The sequence below is a fragment of the Candidatus Poriferisodalis sp. genome (assembly GCF_965208895.1).
Classification (GTDB): Bacteria; Actinomycetota; Acidimicrobiia; order Acidimicrobiales; family Poriferisodalaceae; genus Poriferisodalis.
This window is the reverse complement of the sequence record NZ_OZ242363.1, coordinates 942115-963235: the sequence shown is the minus strand read 5'-3', so window position 1 is coordinate 963235 and position 21121 is coordinate 942115. Positions and strand designations below refer to the sequence as shown.

General features: G+C 68.1%; 18 protein-coding genes. 16 read left to right on the top strand and 2 right to left on the bottom strand.

Annotated elements, in window-relative coordinates; genetic code table 11:
* From pyrF to ACOGJB_RS04320, 7 genes are all read left to right on the top strand, one after another.
* A complete protein-coding gene (gene pyrF / locus ACOGJB_RS04350) occupies nt 1-744 on the top strand; it encodes an orotidine-5'-phosphate decarboxylase (RefSeq protein WP_419840679.1) in 744 nt (247 codons plus the stop codon).
* Between the two features lie 382 nt (nt 745-1126).
* The gene (locus ACOGJB_RS04345; protein WP_419839591.1) at nt 1127-2248 is read left to right on the top strand and encodes an SAF domain-containing protein; all 1122 of its coding nucleotides are present in this window, start codon (nt 1127-1129) and stop codon (nt 2246-2248) included.
* A gap of 43 nt (nt 2249-2291) precedes the next feature.
* Nucleotides 2292-3173: a hypothetical protein gene (locus ACOGJB_RS04340; protein WP_419839590.1), complete on the top strand. Its 882-nt coding sequence runs from the start codon at nt 2292-2294 to the stop codon at nt 3171-3173.
* Nucleotides 3174-3181: 8 nt separating this feature from the next.
* On the top strand, nt 3182-4456 hold the full coding sequence (locus ACOGJB_RS04335) for a CpaF family protein (RefSeq protein ID WP_419839589.1): 1275 nt from the start codon (nt 3182-3184) through the stop codon (nt 4454-4456).
* A gap of 62 nt (nt 4457-4518) precedes the next feature.
* Nucleotides 4519-5418 carry a type II secretion system F family protein gene (locus tag ACOGJB_RS04330; protein WP_419839588.1) on the top strand — a complete coding sequence of 300 codons (900 nt, stop codon included), beginning with the start codon at nt 4519-4521 and terminating at the stop codon, nt 5416-5418.
* Nucleotides 5418-6254, top strand: coding sequence for a type II secretion system F family protein (locus ACOGJB_RS04325; RefSeq protein WP_419839587.1), 837 nt, complete (start codon nt 5418-5420; stop codon nt 6252-6254). Before ACOGJB_RS04330 ends, ACOGJB_RS04325 begins: the two co-directional genes overlap by 1 nt.
* A complete protein-coding gene (locus tag ACOGJB_RS04320; protein ID WP_419839586.1) occupies nt 6251-6847 on the top strand; it encodes a hypothetical protein in 597 nt (198 codons plus the stop codon). The genes ACOGJB_RS04325 and ACOGJB_RS04320 overlap by 4 nt, the downstream gene beginning before the upstream one ends.
* Nucleotides 6848-6961: 114 nt before the next feature.
* On the opposite strand, the gene ACOGJB_RS04315 is transcribed toward ACOGJB_RS04320, so the two are convergent.
* Nucleotides 6962-7612, bottom strand: coding sequence for a hypothetical protein (locus ACOGJB_RS04315; RefSeq protein WP_419839585.1), 651 nt, complete (start codon nt 7610-7612; stop codon nt 6962-6964).
* Between the two features lie 114 nt (nt 7613-7726).
* Here ACOGJB_RS04315 and ACOGJB_RS04310 point away from each other — a divergent pair, with 114 nt between their 5' ends.
* From ACOGJB_RS04310 to ACOGJB_RS04290, 5 genes are all read left to right on the top strand, one after another.
* Nucleotides 7727-12265, top strand: coding sequence for a hypothetical protein (locus ACOGJB_RS04310; protein ID WP_419839584.1), 4539 nt, complete (start codon nt 7727-7729; stop codon nt 12263-12265).
* A gap of 146 nt (nt 12266-12411) precedes the next feature.
* The gene (locus ACOGJB_RS04305; RefSeq protein WP_419839583.1) at nt 12412-14550 is read left to right on the top strand and encodes a hypothetical protein; all 2139 of its coding nucleotides are present in this window, start codon (nt 12412-12414) and stop codon (nt 14548-14550) included.
* Between the two features lie 106 nt (nt 14551-14656).
* Nucleotides 14657-15280, top strand: a complete 624-nt coding sequence (locus ACOGJB_RS04300) for a hypothetical protein (RefSeq protein WP_419839582.1) — start codon at nt 14657-14659, stop codon at nt 15278-15280.
* Nucleotides 15281-15923: 643 nt separating this feature from the next.
* Complete coding sequence (locus ACOGJB_RS04295; protein ID WP_419839581.1) at nt 15924-16535, top strand: hypothetical protein; 612 nt, start codon at nt 15924-15926, stop codon at nt 16533-16535.
* 283 nt (nt 16536-16818) lie between these two features.
* Nucleotides 16819-17433: a hypothetical protein gene (locus ACOGJB_RS04290; RefSeq protein WP_419839580.1), complete on the top strand. Its 615-nt coding sequence runs from the start codon at nt 16819-16821 to the stop codon at nt 17431-17433.
* Nucleotides 17434-17550: 117 nt separating this feature from the next.
* On the opposite strand, the gene ACOGJB_RS04285 is transcribed toward ACOGJB_RS04290, so the two are convergent.
* On the bottom strand, nt 17551-18108 hold the full coding sequence (locus ACOGJB_RS04285) for a prepilin peptidase (protein ID WP_419839579.1): 558 nt from the start codon (nt 18106-18108) through the stop codon (nt 17551-17553).
* Nucleotides 18109-18341: 233 nt separating this feature from the next.
* Between ACOGJB_RS04285 and mihF the strand changes: the two genes are divergently transcribed.
* From mihF to coaBC, 4 genes are all read left to right on the top strand, one after another.
* Nucleotides 18342-18677 (top strand): integration host factor, actinobacterial type, encoded by a 336-nt coding sequence (mihF, locus tag ACOGJB_RS04280; protein WP_419839578.1) that lies wholly within the window; start codon nt 18342-18344, stop codon nt 18675-18677.
* 10 nt (nt 18678-18687) lie between these two features.
* The gene (locus ACOGJB_RS04275; RefSeq protein ID WP_419839577.1) at nt 18688-19299 is read left to right on the top strand and encodes a guanylate kinase; all 612 of its coding nucleotides are present in this window, start codon (nt 18688-18690) and stop codon (nt 19297-19299) included.
* A gap of 92 nt (nt 19300-19391) precedes the next feature.
* A complete protein-coding gene (gene rpoZ / locus ACOGJB_RS04270) occupies nt 19392-19730 on the top strand; it encodes a DNA-directed RNA polymerase subunit omega (RefSeq protein ID WP_419839576.1) in 339 nt (112 codons plus the stop codon).
* An 8-nt stretch (nt 19731-19738) separates the two neighbouring features.
* Nucleotides 19739-20977 carry a bifunctional phosphopantothenoylcysteine decarboxylase/phosphopantothenate--cysteine ligase CoaBC gene (gene coaBC, locus ACOGJB_RS04265; protein WP_419839575.1) on the top strand — a complete coding sequence of 413 codons (1239 nt, stop codon included), beginning with the start codon at nt 19739-19741 and terminating at the stop codon, nt 20975-20977.
* Nucleotides 20978-21121: the final 144 nt, after the last annotated feature.

Here is a 21121-nt window from a genome sequence, read left to right as displayed (position 1 = left end):
TTGACCGCACGCGACCGCTTGGCGCTTGCGCTCGACGTTCCCGACCACGCCGCCGCCATGGCACTCGTCGAGCGTTTCGGGTCCGACTTCGGGGTGATGAAGGTCGGCCTCGAACTGTTCGTCGCCGAAGGCCCCAGGATCGTGCGCGACATCGTGGCGTCGGGCAGTCGGGTGTTCCTGGATCTCAAGCTGCACGACATACCCAACACGGTGGAGCGGGCGGCTCGACGCGCGGGGGCATTGGGCGTGTGGCTGCTCACCTTGCACACCCAAGGCGGCCCCGACATGGTGGCCGCCGGCGCCCGCGGGCTGAGCGAGGGCGCCGCCGGCGCCCGCCGGGGCGCGGCCGACTCCGAAGCGGGCTCGGGCGCCGTTGTGCCGATGGCGCTCGGCGTCACGGTGCTCACTTCCGACGCCGAGGCGCTGCCCGACGCACTGGCCGAACGCGCCACGCTGGCCGAGCGCGCAGGCTGCGGCGGCGTCGTGTGCGCGGCGCCCGACCTTGCGACGGTGTCGAGTGCGGCGCCCGGACTGCTCCGTGTCGTGCCGGGCATCCGTCCGGTCGGGGCGCAACAGGCCGACCAGCGCCGAATCGCAACCCCAGCCCAGGCGCTGGCCGCAGGAGCCGACCTGCTCGTCATCGGCCGGGCGATCACCGAGGCACCCGATCCCGACGCTGCGGCAGCGGCCATCGTCGCCGAAGCGGCCGCCGTACATGCTGAGTCGAGCCCGGTCGCAGGCTGAGCCGACAGGCGAAGCCGTGGCCCGGCCAGCCCGTGAGCGGCAGCGAACACGAGCGGGAAACAAGCAGACCTGCGAGAGCACGGAATCGGGCGCGCTCGTGCGTATCGTCCCTGAGGTCGCGAAAACTACAATCGCCCTTGCGTGAGCGCCGGGGGCGGTTACAACATCTGTCCCCTCGCTTCGGTGGCCCCGCATCGAGAACGGAGATGCCCGCAATGAGCAACTCTGAGAACTGCCCGCAATGAGCAGCTCTGAGAACACAGACAGCTTTGCTTCGCCGAGCGATGGGCGAGATGCCTCCGGCGCGGCGGGTCACTTCGGCGACGCTGAAGAAGGGGGTTTGCCGACGGCGCCCCCAGCACGCAGGCGTGCCCGCAGGGCCATGTCGCCGACGACGCGTCGGCTGTTGCTGATCCTCGTCGGTGTGGTGCTGTGCGGCGCCAGCGTCACGGCGTTCATGGTGACGGCGAGCCGACTCGACGACCGAATCCAGGTGGTCGTCGCTGCGTCGCACATCGATGCCGGCCAAACCGTCGATGCGTCACATCTGACCTCGGCGCGGGCGGTCCTCGGCGACATCCCCCATGTCGAGTGGTCGTCGTCGGCGGTCGAATCGTTTGCGGGGCTGCTCGCTGCCCGCCCGATCGCAGCAGGAAGCCCGATCACCGCGGACGACATGCTCTTCCCCGATGAGGGGCCCACCGGCGGCCAGCTCGAGGTCATCGTGCCGCTCGACACCGCCTTGGCGCCCGACGGCGTCGTCGAAGGCGACGAGATCTTGCTGGTCGCTCCGGCGACGGAGGCCACCGACGACTCCCCGGCACGGCCTCGCCGAGTGCTTCGCTCGTTCCAGGTCGTCAACTTCGACGGCGAGTCGATGAGGATCTTCGCTGAGCCGGCCGAGTACCAGGCGTGGCGCAACGACCTCGCGGACGCCGGCGGCCGGTTCGAGGCCATTCCGCTGACGGTGGGCCAAGACGCCGAACAGCTCGCAGTCGAGCTCAACGCCGTGTGGTTCGAGGAGTTCCAGCAACGAGCGCCGGTGATCGTCGAGACCGCGGCGCCGGTGGATCCCGCGCCCGGCCCGGGTCAGCTCGAAGCCGTGATCGAGCTCGACTTGCGGTATGCGCCCTCGGGCATCGCGAGCGGCGACACGGTGCTCATCGTCGACCCCGGCGCCGAGCCCACGCCCGACTCCGAAGGCCGGCCCCCTGCGGTGCTGCAGTCATTGACGATCGAGCACCTCGAAGGCAACGCGCTGACGCTGTTCCTGCCGCCCGATGCGTGGGCATGGTGGCTCGGCCTGCCGAGCCGATTGGGCGCAGCGCCCCAAGCATTGCCCGTCCCCGAGGGCACCGACATCGAGCAGATGTCCCGAGATCTCGACGCAGTCTGGGCTGCCGCTTGGGGGGACCGAGTGAGTGCGGTCTTCCAAGGCAGCTTCGGCGCCGATGCCGGTTCGGACTCCGGATTCGGCTTCACGGTGCAGGACCCGGAGGAGTGATGCCCCAGGCGAATGGCGACTGCGGCACTATGCAGGCCGGCCGATGATCACGACCCTGCTCACTGCACCGCTGGCGGCGACCAGCGCCGCTTCTCTGGCGATTGCTTACGCGCGGCGGCTCAGTGCTGCCGGCGAGCGGACGCTGGTGATCGACGCCGATGCGTCCGGCTCGACGCTCGCCGGGCGGCTCGGCGAAGCCACCGGCGAGAGCTACAGCGCAGCGCGTCGCGGGCTGCCGTCGCTGATTGCCAGCCGCAGCGAACTGTCGCCGGAGTTGCTCGGCGCCCATGTCGAGTTGCTCGACTACCCGTCGGCGACGGTGCCGGTCCTGCTGGGGGCGTCGCACCCCAACGGCGGCCGCTACGGCATCGAGTGGCTTGCGGGCCGAGTCGGCGAGCTGGCAGCCGCACTCAGCTCGGCAGGCGTCCACGCCGTGATCGCAGCCACGCTGCGCACTCCGGTGCCCGAGCTCGGCATCCTGCTGCGGGCGGGGCACACCCTCCTTGTCGCTCCGGCGACACCGCTGGACCTCCTGCGAGGCGCGGCGGGCTTGCTCCGTTTCGTCGTGCCCGAAGCCGGCCACGAGACCGGTGCGCCGACGATGCTGGTGGTCGAGGGCCTTACGAAGATCGCCGGTGACCATGTGCATGCCGCTGTGGGTCTGGAGGTCGCCGGAGAGATTCCGCTGGTGAACGACAACATGCTGCTGGCGCGCAACGCCGGGCGCAGGGGCCGGGAACTGACCCGCTCGCTCGACTCGGTGATCGAGACGATGCGGGCGAGCATGCTGCGCGCAGCCGAGGCCACCCGATTCCGCGCTGACGCGTTGACGCCGAGCGAGCTGCCCGCAGAGGTCGACGAAGTGTGCGCCGCGCCGTCGGCTGGCGCACCATTGGGCGAGACCGCTGTCCGCGGCAATTCTTGAGGTCGCACATGTCGCTGCGAGACGAAATCTGGGCTGAGGTGTATCCCCAGATGCAGCTGCTTCGGCTCGAATTGTCGAGAACCGGCGAGGTGCCGCACGAAGCTTGCGCGAGGCTGCTCGACCGCGAGGTCCGGCGGCTCGAGGCAACGGCACTCGATGAGCACGGGCACAGCCTCGACGACGCCGACATCGACTGGCTGCGCGGCCAGGCCGACATGCTGCTCGGAGCGGGCCCCCTCGAGCCGTTCCTGCAGCGTGCCGACGTCGAGAACATCTACTTCTTCGGCCCGCACTTCGGCTTGCTCGGGCTCAGCGGCGGACGCAAGGAGCGCATCTCCGAGCAGGTGTTCGCCGACGAGGCGGAGATGATTCGGTTCATCGCTCACTTGGCGTCGACCCACGGGCAGACTGGCCGACGCTTCGATTCGGGCGCTCCGATGCTCGATCTGCGCCTCAGCAGCGGCGAGCGGCTCTTCGCCGCAATGGAAGTCAGCCAGGAGCCGTACCTCACGGTGCGCTGCCATCGGCACCGCCGGGTCCGTCTCGAAGACCTGGTGGAGGCCGGCTCGCTGACTGACCAGGCCGCAGACTTCCTGCGAGCTGCTGTGCGTCCGCCTGCGCCGGCCAATCTCGTGGTGGGCGGGGCCTTGGGCGCGGGCAAGACGACCATGCTGCGGGCACTGCTGGCCGAGATCGGGCCGTCGGAGATCGTGTGCACGCTGGAGCAGACCTTCGAGCTGTTCCTTCACGAGTCCCATCCCCTGACGTTCGCAGCCGAGACGCGCGAGGCGAACAACGAGGGCCTCGGCGCGGTCGAGATGCCGGAACTGTCGGTGCGCAGCCTGCGCTCGGGCGTGGATCGCGTCGTGATCGGCGAGATCCGAGGACCTGAGGCGGCGGCATTCCTCGCAGCGTGCGGCACCGGCTCGGACGGATCCATGAGCACCATCCACGCATCGACGCCCCGCCAGGCGCTCTCGCGCTTGCTGCGCTATTGCCTGGCGGGCTCGGGCGCCGACCTGCGGATGTCGCTGACCCAGGAGATTTCCGACGTCATTCATTTGGTCATCTTGATGCGCATCGACATGCGCTCGGGCTTTCGCGGGGTTCATGCGATCGCCGAGGTCGTGCCCAGCGACAGCGGCCTCGAGACGCGCGACATCTTTCGGCGCACTGATCGCCGCGGCGGGCTCGCCTATGTGGCTGCGCCGCGCAACGTCGAGCTGCTCGAGCGTCTGCGCGAGGGCGGGCTGGACATGTGCGACTGGCAGCCGGAGTCATGATGCCCGCAATCGGGCTGTCTGCAATCGGGAAGGCCGCAATCGGGAAGGCCGCGGGGTAGCAGGTGACGATCGTATTCGGCGTACTGTGCGCGGCGGGGCTGTTCGCCATCGCGGCATCGGGGAGGCTCAGCCGCCTGCACCCATTGCGCAGGGCGCGCCGTCGCCGCGCCGAGCGCGATGCGCCGCGCGTGTCGCTGCTTCGCCGGGTCCGCGCCGGCTTGCGGATCGGGCGGCTGTGGCCGTCGCAGATCGCCGCAGCGACGCTGGGCGCGCTGGCCGGCTGGCAGGCAACCGGGCTGGCCGGCTTCAGCGTGCTGCTCGGCGGCCTGGGCGTGCTGCTGCCGCCCTTCATGGCGGCGCCGTCGCGTCGCCGGCGTGAGACCCGCATCGCTCTGGCGTGGTCCGTGTGGGCTCGCCAGCTCGCTGAGCTGGCACGCGCCGGCTTGGGGCTGCCCGCCGCGGTGTCGGCAAGCGTGCCCCATGCGCCCGTGGAGATCGCTCGAAAGGTGGCTGATCTGGCTGCGACGGCGGCGACGCAAGGGCTCGGCCCGGGGCTGCGCGACCTCGCTGCCAAAGGGCCGGTCTGGGAGCCCGAGATCGCTGCGGGCCTGCAGATGGCGGCCACCTCGGGCGGCAGCGTGGCCGAGCCGTTGCTCGATCTGTGCGGGCGCATCGACGACGCGGTCGAGATGCACCGCACCCGCACCGAGGCCGTCGTCTCGCTGTGGGCCCAGACCATCGCGCTCTTGTCGCTGGCGGGGGGCGTGGTCGTGCTCATGTACCGGAACAATCCCGCGTACTTCGAGCCGTACCGAGTCGCGACGGGCCGCACGGTGCTGATCGGCATCGCTTGCGTCCTGCTGGTCTCGACGAGCGTCCTGGTGTTCAATTCGGTCGTGCGCACCAAGAACTCGGTGCTGATCCCGCCCAAGGGCCGCCGCAAGACCCCGACGCCGATCTGATGCCTTCGGTGCTGGTGATCTTGACGGCCATCGCCGCAGGCGCCGGCATGATGGCGATCCTCGTCGGGTTGGCCGGCTGGCGCTGGCCCGTCCGAGCCCCACAGCAGCCTCCGCGCTCCCGCCTCGGCGAGGGGCTCGTGAAGCGCCTTCCCGGACTGTTCGGCGGCGATGTCGCGAGCCTGCGACTGACGGGCACCACGCCGCAGCAGTTCGCCACCCAGCGATTTCTGGGTCTGTGCGTCGGCGCCGCGGGGGGGCTGATCGCCGGCACCGTGGCCGGCTGGGGCACGGCGGGGCGGATCGGGGCCGGACTGGCCGGCGGCGCCATCGCCTGGATCGTGCCCTTGCTGGGGCTTCGAGACTCCGCAATGCGCGCCCGCTCGGAGATGGACCAGACCGTGAGGCTGTGGATCGCCCTGGTCGCCCAGCAGGTCTCGGCGGGCACGACGCCCTCCCAAGCGATGCTGACAGCAGCTCGCGTGGGCCAGCGCGATTCGTGGGAGGTGCTGTACCGCCTGTTGCTGACCGCTCAGCAGGAGTCGCGCCCGGTGTGGACCGGTCTCGAGGAACTCGTAGACCGTTACGGCGTGCAGTCGCTGGCGCCGGTCGTCTCGTCGCTGGGTCTCGCCGCCCAGCGTGGCACGAGGCTGTCTGAGGCGGTGCTGGTGGCCGCGGACACGCTGTGGCGCGACGCGCTGGCCCGCGAGCGCGAGAAGGCGGCGACGCGCTCGCAGGTCATCGTGTTCCCCGCGACGGGCATCGCATTCGGGCTGGCGGCCATCTTGGTGTACCCGCCGTTCACTGCGCTGACGGGCGGCGGGCTCGGCGGGCCTTGACGCGCGCATTCGCCGGGTCCGGCGCAGTTCGTCGCGACAGCCGAGCAGGGCAGTCGACGCTGGACTGGCTGTTGATCGTCGGTGCCATCGCCGCGATTGCCGCAACCACGGCATTGGTCGCTCAACGCGTGTTCGATGAGGGCGCCGAGGTCGAGCGGCCCGAAGAGGCGCGCCGGGCGCTGCTGCTCGAAGCCGACATCCTGGCAGCGGAATACGAAGATGAGGCCAGCGACGCCCTGTGGCGGTTCTGCAACCCCAAGCAGGCAAAGTACACCGATCCCAATCCCAATTCCATTGTCAGGGACCCTGCTGAGGACGGCAGGCCCTGCGACGGGGTGCCGACGGACGACACCATGCCGTCTGACCTCGGACCGATGCAGAAGTGCAAAGAGCTCGCTGATCCCGACGGTCCGTATTCGAGCGTGGTCGAGAACGCGCAATGGGAGGAACCAGATCTAACCTTGAAACAGAGGTTCGAGCGAGAGCGGGACCGTCTAGAGTGGGAGGACCTAGAGCGGGAAGACCTAGCGTGGGAGGACAAGGGACCTTCGATGTCGCCGGTGCGTGCGCGCTGCCGGCTCACGAAACGGTGAGCAAGCTCACGCGATGAGCGGTGCGCAGCGATCCTCGGGTGCCCTGACTGTGCCCCTGCGGCTTCGACGCCCAGCCGTGGCCCATGCGGCCATGAAACTCAGCCGTGCGGCCGGTCAGCTGGGGCACACATGAAGACACGGCGTCGCATCCTGTGCGTCGGTGCATTCTTGGGGCGGCGTCCACGCCTCATCGCTGTCGTCTTGGCCTGGGCCGGCAGCTGCGAGTACTGCTGGCCCTTCGGCGACTGCGTAGACCGTGTCGAGGCGTCCCGGCCACAGCGCAGAGAGCGGGCCGTTCACGGTACCTTCGATCTGAACTCGAACCCAGCCGCTCTCCACCGCGTCGGTTGGGGCCGCGTCCCCGCCGCAGTAGGTGCTCCACACGGTGGCGATGTCGGGGCGCCACCAGCGCCATCCCTGCGTGCTCGCCGCGGCCTCCGCGACGGCTGCGTGGGCCGTTGCCGCCAGCGCGCCGCCGCCGTCGAGGTCCGGGTCGAGGCCGGTCGTGGAACGCCACGCCGCGCGCAGCCCTTCCGACGCGGCGACGGACGCCTCAGCGCGCGCGCTCGACACGATGAACGCGTGCACCAACAGCAGCAGGATGAGCACGATGAGCCCCGGCCACAGCACCACGAACGCCAGCGACTCCCCGCGCCGGTCGCTTCGGCGCCGCTGGATCGCAGCAGTGCGGCGACAGCCAAGCACCGTCGACCGGCGCGCACGCAGCATCATCGGCGCCGCGGCACGATGCGGTCTGGGCGGCACGATGCGGTCCTGCTGTCTGGTCTGTCCACTCCCAAGGCCCTTGACAGTCTCGCCCTGACCCGCCACATCGTGAACCAAGGATAGTTTCTAGCTATGGCACATCGACTGCGCGCGATGATCACGGCCGTCATGGCGACCTCGGCGCTGCGCGGCCCTGCAGGCGTTGTCGCCAGGGGGCGCGCCGCTGTCGGCCGAGGTGCGGGTGTGCGGGCCCGCAGCGGCCCCAGGCGTGGCGACCGTGGCGGGGCGGTGGTGCTGTGGTCAGCGTTGATGGTGCCGGTGGGCGTGCTGGGCGGCGTGGTGGCGCTGGCGGTGCCGCAGTGGCTGGCAGCCGATGTGTCGGCGCGCGACGCGGCGGCTGATGTCGCGGGTGTGGCGCTGGCGTTGAATGCGGGCGGCTCGGGGCCGGTGGTGTCGGTGGATGAGGCGTGCGATCCGGTGATGCTGGGCGACGACGCGAAACTTCTCGACGGTGTGGCCGAGCGCAATTCGAACTACGTGGCGGGATTGGCTTCCGGCGTCTTGGCATGGCGGCAGGCCGCGCTTGCGGAACTGGGTGCGAACCCGGAAGCCGTCGCTGCTGTATTCGATTTCTATGCCAGCGACGAGGATCTGACGGCTTGGCTGACGAAATGGGATCTGCCTGCCGACGCAAGCGCGTGGGAAGCCTTGCTGAGAGATGCGGCGGTACTCGATGACGCGGAGGTGCTTGGCGACGCCGACCCGAGCACGCTGGCAACCGTTCTGCAAACCTTCGACCCCCGCTTGAAGAAACTTGAAGATGGCAAGCTGAGCGCGCAGGAGTCGAGCAAGCGTTGGGATGAATTGAAGTCTCAGGCGAGCTTGCTGGGCACGCTGCTGGATCTCATCGGCGATGAACAGGTGGTGGGCGAAGATGCTGTTGTCCCTGTCGCCGCAGGTTCGCCCGCGCGCGAGGTGTCGGCGCGCAAGTGGCCCGGTCATCTGCCCGGTGAGAGCGACGGGAGTGGCGCGGAGTTCTCCTATGTGTGGGTCGACGACCCCAAACCGCCGTACGAGCACTGGTCGGCTCGGGCGCTGCTGGAGAATTTCTGGATCCATGAGGTCGAGCCGGCTCGCACGCTGGTGACCGCCGAGCAGGCGCATCTGTGCGTGGAGCTGATGGAAGCGGTGTACCGCGACCTGGGCTTCTCGGGCATCGACTCCGTGGGCGGCTATCACACGAATCCGCTGGGGGTGGCGATCTCGGCTGGAGCGCAGCGAGACTCGGCGGGCCGCTGGTACGTGTGCGGTAAGGACGACGCTGCTGCCGCGGTGTACGTGACATTGGCGGGGACGTGGGAGAGCGCGGGGTGGGCTGCTTCGCAGGTGTGGCCTGACGGCCGGCAGTTCAGTGCTGAGGGCGCAGCTGCGACCGATGTCAGCGAGAGCGGCGCCGACGACGGCGAGAGCGACGCAGGCGGCCAGGCGCCGTCGCAGGTGTGCCACAGCGCCGACTCCGGACTCGGGGGCGACGACCGCGTGTACGACGCCCGCGAATATGTCGCCGAACTTGCCATTGCGGATCGCTACCCCATCTCTGTGGTCGCCGCGGGCGCAGCGGACGCAGACCCCCTCAGGCAGCTGTACACCGACGGCCCAGGCGATCCGGGCGTCCCGCCCGAACGCCCCCCGGGCACGCTTGAGCTGAACGTGACCTGCCAGTCGGGCGACGAGCCGGCAAGCGCCACCGAGCCCCCCGATTCCTCCAACACCGTGAGGTGCGAGTTCGCAGCGCCGCCGACGCAGACCACAGGTGCGGTAGATGTGGCGTACACGACGATGGAGGCCGCGACCGCCACGTCGCCCGCGTCGCAGGCCGAGTCATGCACCAACACTGACGGCACGCACGACTATGTGCGCAAATCGGGGACCGCCAAGCTCGATCTCGATGCCGACCCGCAGGTCCGCACGGCGACCGTCGAGGTGAAGATCTGCCACGACACCGTCAGCGAGGGAAAGGCGCCCGAGACGCTGGCATTTCGCTGGACAGCCGAGAAAGCCGAGCCGACCCCCGCCGACATCGCGTGCGCGACCGCAGCGCCCTCAGTCCGCAGCACGGCCTGCACGTCGTCGGATCTCCAGAGCTGGAACATGGCCGCGGCGAGCATCAATGCCGACGCTGCGCCCACCCTGAGCGTGACCTGCGACGGCCCCCCCACGGAGGGCCAGGACGATCCGTTCGAGTGCGAGTTCACGCTGTCGGAAGGACTCGATCGCGATGTGCCCGTGGCTGTGACGGTCGGCGAAGGCGCCGACGACACGGCCAAGGTCGGCGCAGCGGGGCCGTGCCCCGCCAGTTCAAGCCCCTTTGACTTGTATGTCGCATCCCAGCCGGCAAAGTTCGCGGCGGCGAACTCCGCGGCAGACGACAAGCTCGCCGTCAAGATCTGCGACGTCGCAGACGACGACAACAAGACCTTCACCGTCGCGTGGACGGCGACGCTGGGCGGTGGCTGGGCCCCTCTCACCGGGAGCCGAACGTTCACCATCGGGGCGAATGTGATCTTCTCCTGCGACACATCGGTCAGCGAGCCGCCGTCGGGCCGCACACAGTCGCTCCGGTGTACGCATTCGACGAGGATCGGTTCGGGGGACAGTTCGACGCGAGCGTCCCGTGTCATGTACGTGACGCTGCCGAAGTTCCCGGCCTCTCAGCTGGCCTCCGCGCAGTCGCCTTGTACGCACAACTCGGCGGACATGCGCAAGAGTGCCGCCCATCAGGCCGTCTCGAGCAGCCAGAACGTCTGGCGGACGCTGGTGACGGTGTGCGATGACGATCTGCACGAGGGCGACGAGCAGTTCGAGTTGGCCCTCTACCGGCAGGCCGACGCCACCGCGCAGAGTCCTCAGGCACGCTGCGTCCAACAGTTCGGGGCGGGCACCACCACCGAAGCCTGCCTGGTCATGTTCGACACCTGGGACAAGCACACGGTCACGATCGTGGACACCGACCGGCCGTCCATCTCGATGTCGTGCACGCTCGCCGACGGGTCGGCTGTCCCGGCGGGCCAGCTGAGCGAGGGCGACGAGTTGGCGTGCGGGTTCTCGACGACGGTGCTCAGCGTTCATGACACGACGCTGTGGGTCTTTGTGGCCCCAGACGGGTCCGACAGCACCGCGGAGCGCGGAACGTGCGCCAACAAGAAGGACCTCGAGAGAGTGTCGTCCCCAGGGCAGATCGCAGCGATGTCACGCGATTCAGCAGCGAAGCTGCGGCTGCGGGTGTGCAGCGAAGACGGCTACGAATCGGCCACCGAGGAGTTCACGGTGAAGTGGGAGGCGAGGCAGGGCGTTGTCGTCGAAGCCGGCGAGCTCAAAGAGAGGGGCCACGTCATCGACAGCGGCACGCAGCGCTTCAGCATCGCCCCCAACGCTCCGTCGGTGACGGGGTGCGGGAATCAGGCGCTGATCGAAGGCCAACCGGCGAGGTGCAGTTTCACGCTGTCGGAGCCGGCCCAAGAACTTGTGTACGTTTCTGTGCGTGTCAATCCGCTGAGCGTCACGACAGGCAAGAGCTGCCGCGACGCGGGCGTCGATGTGCTGTACACCAAGACGAAAGAAGTCGAGATTCCCAAAGGAAGCACACAGTCCTTGACGGCGGCCATCATAGGGACATGCGCCGACAGCGACCTCGAGCCGACCGAGGCGTTCGATATGGCTTGGAACGCGACGTCCAGGGGAGGCGAGACGATCGGCACCGGCTTGGTTCGGGTGCAGCTGACCGATGCGCCTGAATTGACTGCCGCGGGGTGCGACAAGAACTCCTTCGCGTATGAGGGCGAGACGGTGCGATGCGAGATTGCGCTGGTCAACACCACCACCGAAGCGGCGACGGTGACGGTCTCGCTGACGACGGGGCCGGGCACGCCAGCCCAGGCCAAGACCCGCGAGGTCGCTGCGACCGCGGCGCTGCGCGGCGAGTGCGGCAATGCCGGCGTCGATTACGAGCAGCTCTACACGGGAACCGCCGCAGCGGTGACGGTGCCGGCGAGAGCGCTGCATCTCGTCAGCGTCGATGTGGTCGAGGTGTGCGTGGATGACGTCCACGACAACAGGGAACTGGTGGACGTGACCTGGCAGGCGCAACAGGTCGACGAGACGCCGGGAACGCCGATCGGCCGGGGCCGGCGCACACTGACCCTGATGGCCAAGCCTGCTCACAGCGGCTGCCAATCCTCGGCGCTCGAGAGCGTCGGCGAGCTCCAGTGCTTTTATGTGCTCACCTTCGGGGATACCGGCGTGCCTACGACGGTCAGCAAGACATCCCGCATTGATGCGAGGCTCGAGTCCATCAACGCTGAGGTCAAGCCGTGTGACGAGGGCGGCGATGTCGAGCCCGAACCCGACCCGGACGGCATCATCAACGAGGCAGGCGAATACCGGGCAATCATGACCGTGTACCTCTGCGACGACGACGCAGAGGAATCGCTCGAGCAGTTCTGGATTTATTTCGATGTTTCGCTCGAGGCACAGGAACAAAACATCGTACTCGGCGAGAAGCTTCGATACCGCTGCCTCGAGGGTCCGGGCTGCGACTGCGCCGTGAAAAGGGCCTGCGACCAATTGCATGGCCGCCAGAAAATCACCATCCGCGACGACGACATCGACCGGCCGACCGAACCGGGTTCGTGACGGCCACCAGGGATCACGAGCGCCCCGAGCCATGCGACAGCCCGCAGCGCTGCGTCGGCAGTGATGCCGTGACGGCGCCGAGGTGTCTGGTCCGTCCGGGGCCACGCGCCGCCAGCCGAGGTTCGGTCGGCTTGGAAGTGGTGCTCATGGCGCCGCTGCTGTCGCTGCTGGTGCTGTTCGTCGTATGGGCGGGCCGCACCGGCAACGCCGAACTGGGCATCGAGCTCGCCGCCGAGGAGGCCGCCGCTGCCGGCGTCATGGCCGCAGAGAGCTTTTGCCTGCTGGACCCCGCCAAGCCGGACGATCCGCTTCACGAGAGCGACGAGCGTCGAACATGTGTCGACGACGTGGTCGCGCAGGTGCTGGAGTCTCATCCGGCCACCTGGGCCTGCTTGGGGGGCGCTCGAGGCGCCGCAAAGCCCGCCGACGGCAGCGGCGAACCTCTCTTCGTCGATGATGCGAGCGGGGCCGTGATCGTGCGGGTGGAGTGCGACAGCGATGTCGCCGTCGCGCCCCTCCAGGGGCTGTTCCCGGTCGTGCCGCTGAGCGCAGAGGCGCTCCAGGTGCGCACAGGCTCTGTCGCCGTCACAGCAGCGAGTCCGGGCACTCCGGCCGATCCCTCCGACACGCCGGTGGTGCCGCAGGTTTCCGTCACTGCCGGCGGCGGTGTCACCGAGGGCCAGGACGCGACGTTCAGCGTGACTGCCAGTCCGGTGCCTGCCGCGTCGCTCGCGGTCAGCGTCACGGTGTCCCAGTCGGGGGACTTCGGCGTGACCACCGGTGCGTACACGTTCATGGTGGGTACGGGCGGCACGGCGAGGTTCATCGTCGCCACGGTGGGCGACGGCACCGATGAGCCTGACGGTTCGGTGACGGTGTCGCTAGACGCGCCCGCTGCCGATGCGGGCTACACGGTGTCTTCGACGAGAGGCACGGCGACGCTCGTGGTGGCCGACGATGACGGCCCGCCGCAGGTCGTGCCCCAGGTTTCCGTCACTGCCGGCGGCGGTGTCACCGAGGGCCAGGACGCGACGTTCAGCGTGACTGCCAGTCCGGTGCCTGCCGCGTCGCTCGCGGTCAGTGTCACGGTGTCCCAGTCGGGTGACTTCGGCGTGAGCACCGGCAAGCGCACGGTCACGGTCGGTACGGACGGCACCGCGGCGCTCACCGTCGCCACGGTGGGCGACAGCACTGATGAGCCTGACGGTTCGGTGACGGTGTTGTTGGACGCGCCCGGGGCCGATGCCGGTTACACGGTGTCGGCGACGCGCCGCATCGCCGCGGTCGCTGTGGCCGACGACGACGGCCCGCCGCAGGTCTCTGTCACTGCCGGCGGCGGTGTCACCGAGGGCCAGGACGCCACGTTCAGCGTGACTGCCAGTCCGGTGCCTGCTGCGTCGCTCGCGGTCAGCGTGACGGTGTCTCAGTCGGGTGATTTCGGCGTGAGCACGGGTGCGCGCACGGTCACGGTCGGTACGGGCGGTACTGCCACGCTCACCATCCCCACGGTGGGCGACGGCACAAATGAGCCTGACGGTTCGGTGACGGTGTCGTTGGATGCGCCTGGGGCAGATGCGGGTTACACGGTGTCGGCAACGAGCCGCACCGCCACGGTCGCGGTGGCCGACGACGATGTGCCAAGCATCACCCTCACTGCCGGCGTCGCAGTCACCGAGGGCCAGAACGCGACGTTCACCGTGGCTGCCAGTCCGGTTCCTGCCGCGTCGCTTGCCGTCAGCGTGACGGTGTCCCAGTCGGGCGACTTCGGCGTAAGCACCGGTGCGCGCACAGTCACCGTCGGTACGGGCGGTACTGCCACGCTCACCATCCCCACAGTGGGCGACAGCAACGACGAGCCCGACGGATCGGTCTCGGTGACGCTCGCTGCGGGCCGCGGCTACGAGGTCGGCACCGTCGGCGCAGTGACCGTGAGCGTCGCCGACGACGACGACCCACCGCCCGAGCCCGAGATTCCCAACTGCCAAGGCACAACCAAGCCGACGGTGAGCGTGGCCGATGCGACGGCCCGCCGAGGCGAGGATCTCGAGTTCGTGATCAGCTTGAGCTGCCGGTCCTCGGAAGATGTCGGGTTCATCTACGCCGTCGCTTACAACACGGACTGGGACACCGGCCCCAGACTCGACATTGCAAGCGGCGAAACCCACGCGACCGTCGCAGTGCCCACCGCAGGCGTCGGCGCCGGCACGGTCATCAGGTTCCACATCGTGTTCACCTTCGGTGCCGCGAACGTCTCAACCTCCGCCAATGCCGAAATCATCCCCTGACACCGCGCGCCAGCCACCATCCTCGGCGCTGCGCCGGGCGCCCGAACCCGACAGCGATGTACGGCGTGATTCCACTGACCGACGCTTCGGCGGTATTCTGCCGAACATGGCATCACACGAGACCCGGATTCCCGCAAGCGGCCACGACGCATCGGTGCCCGCGCCCCAGGTCGATACAGCGGCACCCGAAGCCCGACACGAGCCTGGCCCCGATCCGGTGTGTGCTGCGTCTGACTTCGCGCGACAGGCGGCGGGCGACCGCCGTTCACCTGCGGCGAAGCGGAAGGCTCGAAACGAGCGTGGCCTGACCACGCTGGAGTGGCTCCTCATCGTGGCCGCCGTGGCCGGCATCGCCGCACTAGCCGTAGTGCTCGTCCAAAACGTAGTCTCCGACGTCTCCGAACAAGTAGCCGGCAGCAACGCCCGCTTCGTAGCCGCTCAACTCGCCGGCGAACAGATCGTTGTCGAGGCCAAGCGCCCGAAAGACGATCAGCCTCGATCAGTGGAGGATTGGGGTGATTGGGAGCGTCACTACGAGACGAAGTGTGATCGACTCAGGATCACCTACGGTGACGCAGGGGTGGAGGAGGAAGATGTGGCAAACATGTTCAAAAGACCCACTGACGAGAAGCGGACTGATCCTCTTGACGACGATGATGTGCTCTCGGCTGCGATCTCCGGGGTGCCAGAGGCCGGTAAGCCCCAAGCAGTGTGCACTATCTCTGAGTAAGAGTTGCATCCACTCGTGGTCCAGCACACCCTGCCGATTCCCTGCGCGTGGCGGCGTTGTGCTTGATGGCGGCGGCAGCGTGCTGAGGCAGGGGTGCGACGGCTGGATCTGCCGCTGGTGCGCCTGAGAGGCCGCGCGGATAGGTGAGGCTGCATTCGGCGAATTTCGCGCGAGTCATCGGGAAGTCCAGCAAGGTCACAGGCCAAGGCATCGTCCCCGCCGCCAGCCAGTCGGACGTTGCCGCGACCAGCAGCCAGCGGGATGCTTCCGCAGGTCAGCTGCCAGTCAGACGTAGCCGCAGGTCAGCGCCTACCCGCTGACCCGCTTGTCTGCCGAGTGACGGTGGCAATGAACAGAGCCGTCCCTGCGGGCTCCGGCTCACCTTGCCGGTCCCCGGCGGGCGACTCGTGAGTCCTTGACTGCAGCCAGGTCGTGGTCTTGGGCGTGACGCTCGAATCTTGGATGAAGAGCCTCGCGCCTGATGAGGATTCTGCCCGGAGGTTGCAGCAGGGGCGGAAGTCGTGGCCATCGCCGTTGTGCGCAGCACCGACGACGATCTGCAGCGGTTGCTGCAGATGCGGGCGGCGAAGCGATCTCCCCCAAAAGCACTTGCGCCGTTCCTCGCGTCGCGTATTCTTGACCCATGGAGTGGGCGAGCGTGCCGCCGTTGATCACCGTCTTCGCCACGATTGCGATCGCATTCGCTGGCGGGGTGTGGGCGCTGATCAGATGGGGCTTCGGAGGAGTCACCGATCTCGTTAATGCTCGTTTCGACGCTGTGGATCAGCGATTCGAAGACCAGAACGGTCTGATCGACGCTCGTTTCGACGCTGTGGATCAGCGATTCGAGGACCAGAACGGTCTGATCGACGCTCGTTTCGATGCTGTGGATCAGCGTTTCGTGGATCAGAGCGGTCTGATGGAGGCGCGTTTCGAGCAGGTCGACGCTCGTTTTGATGCCGTGGATCAGCGGTTCGAATCGGTGGATTCGCGGTTCGACTCGGTGGATTCGCGGTTCGACTCGGTGGATTCGCGGTTCGACTCGGTGGATTCGCGCTTCGACTCGGTGGATTCGCGGTTCGACTCGGTGGATTCGCGCTTCGATGCCGTAGAAGTCAAGATCGACGCTGTCGACAAACGCGTCGACGGCGTGGATCGTCGCATCGACGAGCTGCGGGTGGATCTGCGGGCTTTGGTGAACCGGGTCGATGCGTTCCAAGCGGCCGTCGTGCACTCAGCAATCGGACCGGCGTGAGACCCACCGGCTGAGCGAGGCCACCGCAGCCCAGAAACCGGATTCTGCTGTCGTCACCAGCAGGCTCGGTTCATCGCAGCATTCCTTGGGCGTCCAAGCTGCTCACGCCGGATCCTTGCCGATGTTCCGAGCTGCGCCCCGGGCCGTCTGGGCCAGTTCTGCCTTCGGCGCGTGCCGCCGACGAAGCTTGCCCTCCGGCGCTGGATGTGGCCGCGTTGCCGCGAGGGGCGATGTCCGCAAGAAAAGCGCTTGCGCCGTTCCTCGTATCGCGTATTCTTGACCCATGGAGTGGGCGAGCGTGCCGCCGTTGATCACCGTCTTCGCCACGATTGCGATCGCATTCGCGGGCGGGGTCTGGGCGCTGATCAGATGGGGCTTCGGAGGAGTCACCGATCTCGTCAATGCTCGTTTCGACGCTGTGGATCAGCGATTCGAAGACCAGAACAGTGTGATGGAGGCGCGTTTCGAGCGGGTCGACGCTCGTTTTGATGCCGTGGATCAGCGTTTCGAACACCAGAACGGTGTGATCGACGCTCGTTTTGATGCCGTGGATGAGCGGTTCGAACACCAGAACGGTGTGATCGACGCTCGTTTTGATGCCGTGGATGAGCGGTTCGAACACCAGAACGGTGTGATCGACGCTCGTTTTGATGCCGTGGATGAGCGGTTCGAACACCAGAACGGTGTGATCGACGCTCGTTTTGATGCCGTGGATCAGCGGTTCGAATCGGTGGAATCGCGGTTCGACGCGGTGGACATCAAGATCGACGCTGTCGACAAACGCGTCGACGCCGTGGATCGCCGTATCGACGAGGTGCGGGTGGATCTGCGGGCTTTGGTGAACCGGGTCGATGCGTTCCAAGCGGCCGTCGTGCCCTCGGCAATCGGTCCGGCCTAAGGCTCAACGGCTGAGCGAGGCCACTGCATCGCACCGGTTTGTGCAAAAAGTGCGGGCGAATCCCTCAGCCAGCGGCTGCGGCCGGCCGGTCATGGCTACCCGAGCGGCACTGTGCTGTCACGGCACGGGGCCGTCGACTGCGAGTCGGTTGGCGATGATGAGCGCGGTGCCGGCACAAAGTGCGGGTGCCCATGCGATGGTGGCGCTGCTCCCGTGGCGGACGCGGGCGAGCACTGCCTGCGGCACCGAGATGACGGCCCCGAGCGCAAGCGCCCACCAAGGCCATTGCGGCCCCCACCACGCAGTGAGGATGCTGCTGGCATTGATGAGCCTGATATCGCCGTAGCCGATGGCATCGGGCTTGGCGCGATACAGAACCTCTCCAGTGATCAGCACGCCCGCCGCACCTGCGGCGACGAGCAGCAGGTGCCTCGCCTGCGCCTCGGCGAAGGCCGCCGCGGCGAGCAGGACGGCGATGAGCGCGGCCGCCGCCCAGCAAGAGCGCCGCGAGATGACTCGATGACGGATGTCGGTGACGGCGGCGTGCAGGGCTAGGAGCGCCCAGATGCCTGCCGCTGTCCAAACAGCAGTCGTGCCCACCCAGTGAGCGCCGGTCACTTCGCTCCCGGCGCGGGCGCTGAAGTGCTGCTGCGCCGATGCGGCCGGCGACGGCATCCGCGTCCAGGCCTGTCTGGGGCGACGGCGAACGCCGCATTGCTGCTGCACCGGTGAAACCGGCCGCTCTCAGCAGGGGGCCGTCGGCAAGAACCGCACACGCTGACAGTGTGCAGCCTGTCAGCGACCGCCGAGCGCGTTGCGACGGTCGATGCCGGCGAGACAGTCGGCCGAGAGCCTTCCAGCGCTCTCGGCGCGCGTCGCCGCGTGCGTCGAGAGTAGGGTTTGGCGCAATGAGTCCGCTGCCTGAACTGAGTGACGAGCAGCGTGCCGAGGCGCTGTCCAAGGCCAAGGAAGCCCGCGAGGTCCGCGCAAACGTCAAGCACCGGTTGAAGATGGGCCTGCTCACCTTCGACGAGTTGCTGGCCGAAGCAGACACTGTCGAGAACGTCGGCAAGCTCAAGGCACTCACTGCCTTGGAGTCGATGCCGGGTCTCGGCAAGGTCAAGGCCCGCCGCCTGATGGCCGAGATTGGCATCGCCGACAATCGGCGACTGCGGGGTCTCGGCGAGACGCAGCGGCGCCGTTTGAGCGAGCATTTCGCACAGGATTCCGCCTCAGGCGCGTGAAGACAGTCCCATGACCGACCCGGCGCCCGTCGGCGCTGCGAGTCCCGCCGCGCCTTGGGGCGTGACCCTCTATGTGGTGTGCGGGCCGGGCGGGGCGGGCAAGGGCACGATCGTGGCTGAGTTGGTGGCCACCGATCCCACGTTGCTGCTGAGCCGGTCCTGGACGACCCGGCCCCGTCGTGTCGGGGAGCTCGCCGAGGCCTACACCTTCGTGTCTGTCGAAGAGTTCGACGCCCGAATCGCCTCCGGGGGGTTCTTGGAGTGGGCCGACTTCTTCGAGTACCGCTATGGCACCCCGATGCCGCCGCCCGACCTCAACAAGGATCTCGTGCTCGAGATCGACGTGCAGGGCGCTGTCTCGGTGCGCGACCGCGACCCCAGCGCGCTGGTGATCATGGTGCTGCCGCCGAGCCGGGCCGAGCAGGAACGGCGAATGCGCCGGCGTGGCGACCCCGACGAAGAAGTCGCGCGCCGGCTCGCCAAAGCAGACGAGGAGCTGCCGGTCGGCTACCGGATGGCCGACCTCATCGTGGTCAACCGCGACATCTCCAGCACCGTGGGCGAAATCGCGGCGTTCGTCGATCGCACCCGCTCCCGGCCCCCGCCGGAAACCCCGGTTTGAGCGAGTGTGTCTGTGCGCTTCGACCCCGAGAGCGAAGGCGCCACACGGTCTCGGGGGAGCGAGGAGGGTGTCTCGATAGCCTGCTAACTGCGATGACTGAGTCAACCGACACCATGATCACACCCGGGCTCGAAGACCTGCTCTCCAAGGTCGACTCGAAGTTCACGCTGGTGAGCCTCGCCGCCATGCGCTCGCGGCAGATCAACTCGTATTACAACCAGCTCGACGGCGGCATCGGCTCGGTAGTGCCGCCGCAGGTGGCTTCGGTCGCCCGCAAGCCGCTCTCGATCGCATTCGAGGAAATCGACGCCGACAAGATCACCTTCGAGCGATTCGACCCTGAAGAGCGGGCACGGCTCGAAGCCGAAGCGCTCGCTGCTGCGGAGGCCGACGCGGCGATGCTCGAAGTCGTCCCCGACCCCGACGAGTAGCCAGTTCCGTGTTCGCAGGGCGCCGCGTCGTGCTCGGCGTCAGCGGCGGCATCGCCGCGTACAAGGCCGTGCTCCTGTGCCGGCTGATGATGGACGCCGGTGCACACGTCGTCCCCGTGATGACTGCCGCGGCGCAGCGCTTCGTCGGCAGGGCCACGTTCGATGCCCTGGCCAGCGAGCGAGTGCTGACGTCGATCTTCGGCGAGGACGATCCGATCCCGCACACCACGCTGGGCCAGACGGCCGATGTGATCGTCGTGGCGCCCGCCACAGCGCGCGTCATCGGCAGCTACGCCGCTGGCATCTCCGACGGCTTGCTCACCGCTGCGCTGCTTGCGACGCGAGCACCGGTCGTGGTCTGCCCAGCCATGCACACCGAGATGTGGGAGCACGATGCCGTGCAGCACAACATCGAAGTGCTGAGAGGCCGGGGAGTGCACATCGTGGTGCCCGAGGCGGGCCGTCTGGCCGGCGGCGACATCGGCACGGGCCGCCTTGCCGAGCCGGCCACGATCTTCGCTGCCGTCAGCGCGGTGCTGGCGGGGCTTCCCGAACGTGACCCCACCGATGAGGCGATGCCCGCACGCCGCGACTTCGCAGGAGTCAGCGTGACAGTCACAGCAGGCGGCACTCGCGAGGCCATCGACCCGGTTCGGTTCATCGGCAACAGGTCTTCGGGCAAGCAAGGTTACGCCATTGCCACCGCCGCCCGCGACCGCGGCGCGGAGGTCACACTGGTCACGAGCGCCCCGCTCCCGCCCCCTGAGGGAGTTCGGGAGATTCGCGTCGAGTCTGCGGCTGAGATGGAGGCCGCCACCGGCGCGCACGCCGACGCCGATGTCATCGTCATGGCTGCAGCGGTGGCCGATTTTCGACCCGCCGAGGTTGCGCCGGACAAAATCAAGAAGGGCGGCCCTGCCGGGAGCGCCGATGCCCCGACCATCGTGCTCGAGCACACCAACGACATCCTCGCCGGTCTCGGGGCCACAAAGCCGCGCGGACAGGTGCTGGTCGGCTTCGCCGCCGAGACAGCGAACGTGCTCGACAACGCCGCTGAGAAACTGGCGCGCAAGAACCTCGATGTCATGGTCGCAAACGACGTGTCGGCGGCAGGCGCCGGTTTCGCGCACGACACCAACATCGTCACCATCCTGCTGGCTGACGGAACGGCGAGCCCGCTGCCTATCTGCTCCAAGCGCGAGGTCGCCGATGCCGTGCTGGACACGGTTGCCGAGCTGCGCCGGTAGTTCTGCGATCTGCCGCGTCCAAGCGCGAGGGCGCGGCCAGCGGGTGTCTGCACGCCCTTTGCTGCGTCGCGACCTCATTCGTCTAGCCTTGCCGCGCTGCTGCCCTCAGCAGCTCCGACAGGCCGAACACGATCGAATCTGGAG

What these genes read in the sequence shown, in the direction of transcription:
- ACOGJB_RS04345 (WP_419839591.1), top strand. Translation starts at nt 1,127, where the DNA reads ATGTCGCCGACGACGCGTCGGCTGTTGCTGATCCTCGTCGGTGTGGTG.
- ACOGJB_RS04340 (WP_419839590.1), top strand. Translation starts at nt 2,292, where the DNA reads ATGATCACGACCCTGCTCACTGCACCGCTGGCGGCGACCAGCGCCGCT.
- ACOGJB_RS04335 (WP_419839589.1), top strand. Translation starts at nt 3,182, where the DNA reads ATGTCGCTGCGAGACGAAATCTGGGCTGAGGTGTATCCCCAGATGCAG.
- ACOGJB_RS04325 (WP_419839587.1), top strand. Translation starts at nt 5,418, where the DNA reads ATGCCTTCGGTGCTGGTGATCTTGACGGCCATCGCCGCAGGCGCCGGC.
- ACOGJB_RS04310 (WP_419839584.1), top strand. Translation starts at nt 7,727, where the DNA reads ATGATCACGGCCGTCATGGCGACCTCGGCGCTGCGCGGCCCTGCAGGC.
- ACOGJB_RS04305 (WP_419839583.1), top strand. Translation starts at nt 12,412, where the DNA reads ATGGCGCCGCTGCTGTCGCTGCTGGTGCTGTTCGTCGTATGGGCGGGC.
- ACOGJB_RS04300 (WP_419839582.1), top strand. Translation starts at nt 14,657, where the DNA reads ATGGCATCACACGAGACCCGGATTCCCGCAAGCGGCCACGACGCATCG.
- ACOGJB_RS04295 (WP_419839581.1), top strand. Translation starts at nt 15,924, where the DNA reads ATGGAGTGGGCGAGCGTGCCGCCGTTGATCACCGTCTTCGCCACGATT.
- ACOGJB_RS04290 (WP_419839580.1), top strand. Translation starts at nt 16,819, where the DNA reads ATGGAGTGGGCGAGCGTGCCGCCGTTGATCACCGTCTTCGCCACGATT.
- ACOGJB_RS04285 (WP_419839579.1), bottom strand. Translation starts at nt 18,108, where the DNA reads ATGCCGTCGCCGGCCGCATCGGCGCAGCAGCACTTCAGCGCCCGCGCC.
- mihF (WP_419839578.1), top strand. Translation starts at nt 18,342, where the DNA reads ATGAGTCCGCTGCCTGAACTGAGTGACGAGCAGCGTGCCGAGGCGCTG.
- ACOGJB_RS04275 (WP_419839577.1), top strand. Translation starts at nt 18,688, where the DNA reads ATGACCGACCCGGCGCCCGTCGGCGCTGCGAGTCCCGCCGCGCCTTGG.
- rpoZ (WP_419839576.1), top strand. Translation starts at nt 19,392, where the DNA reads ATGACTGAGTCAACCGACACCATGATCACACCCGGGCTCGAAGACCTG.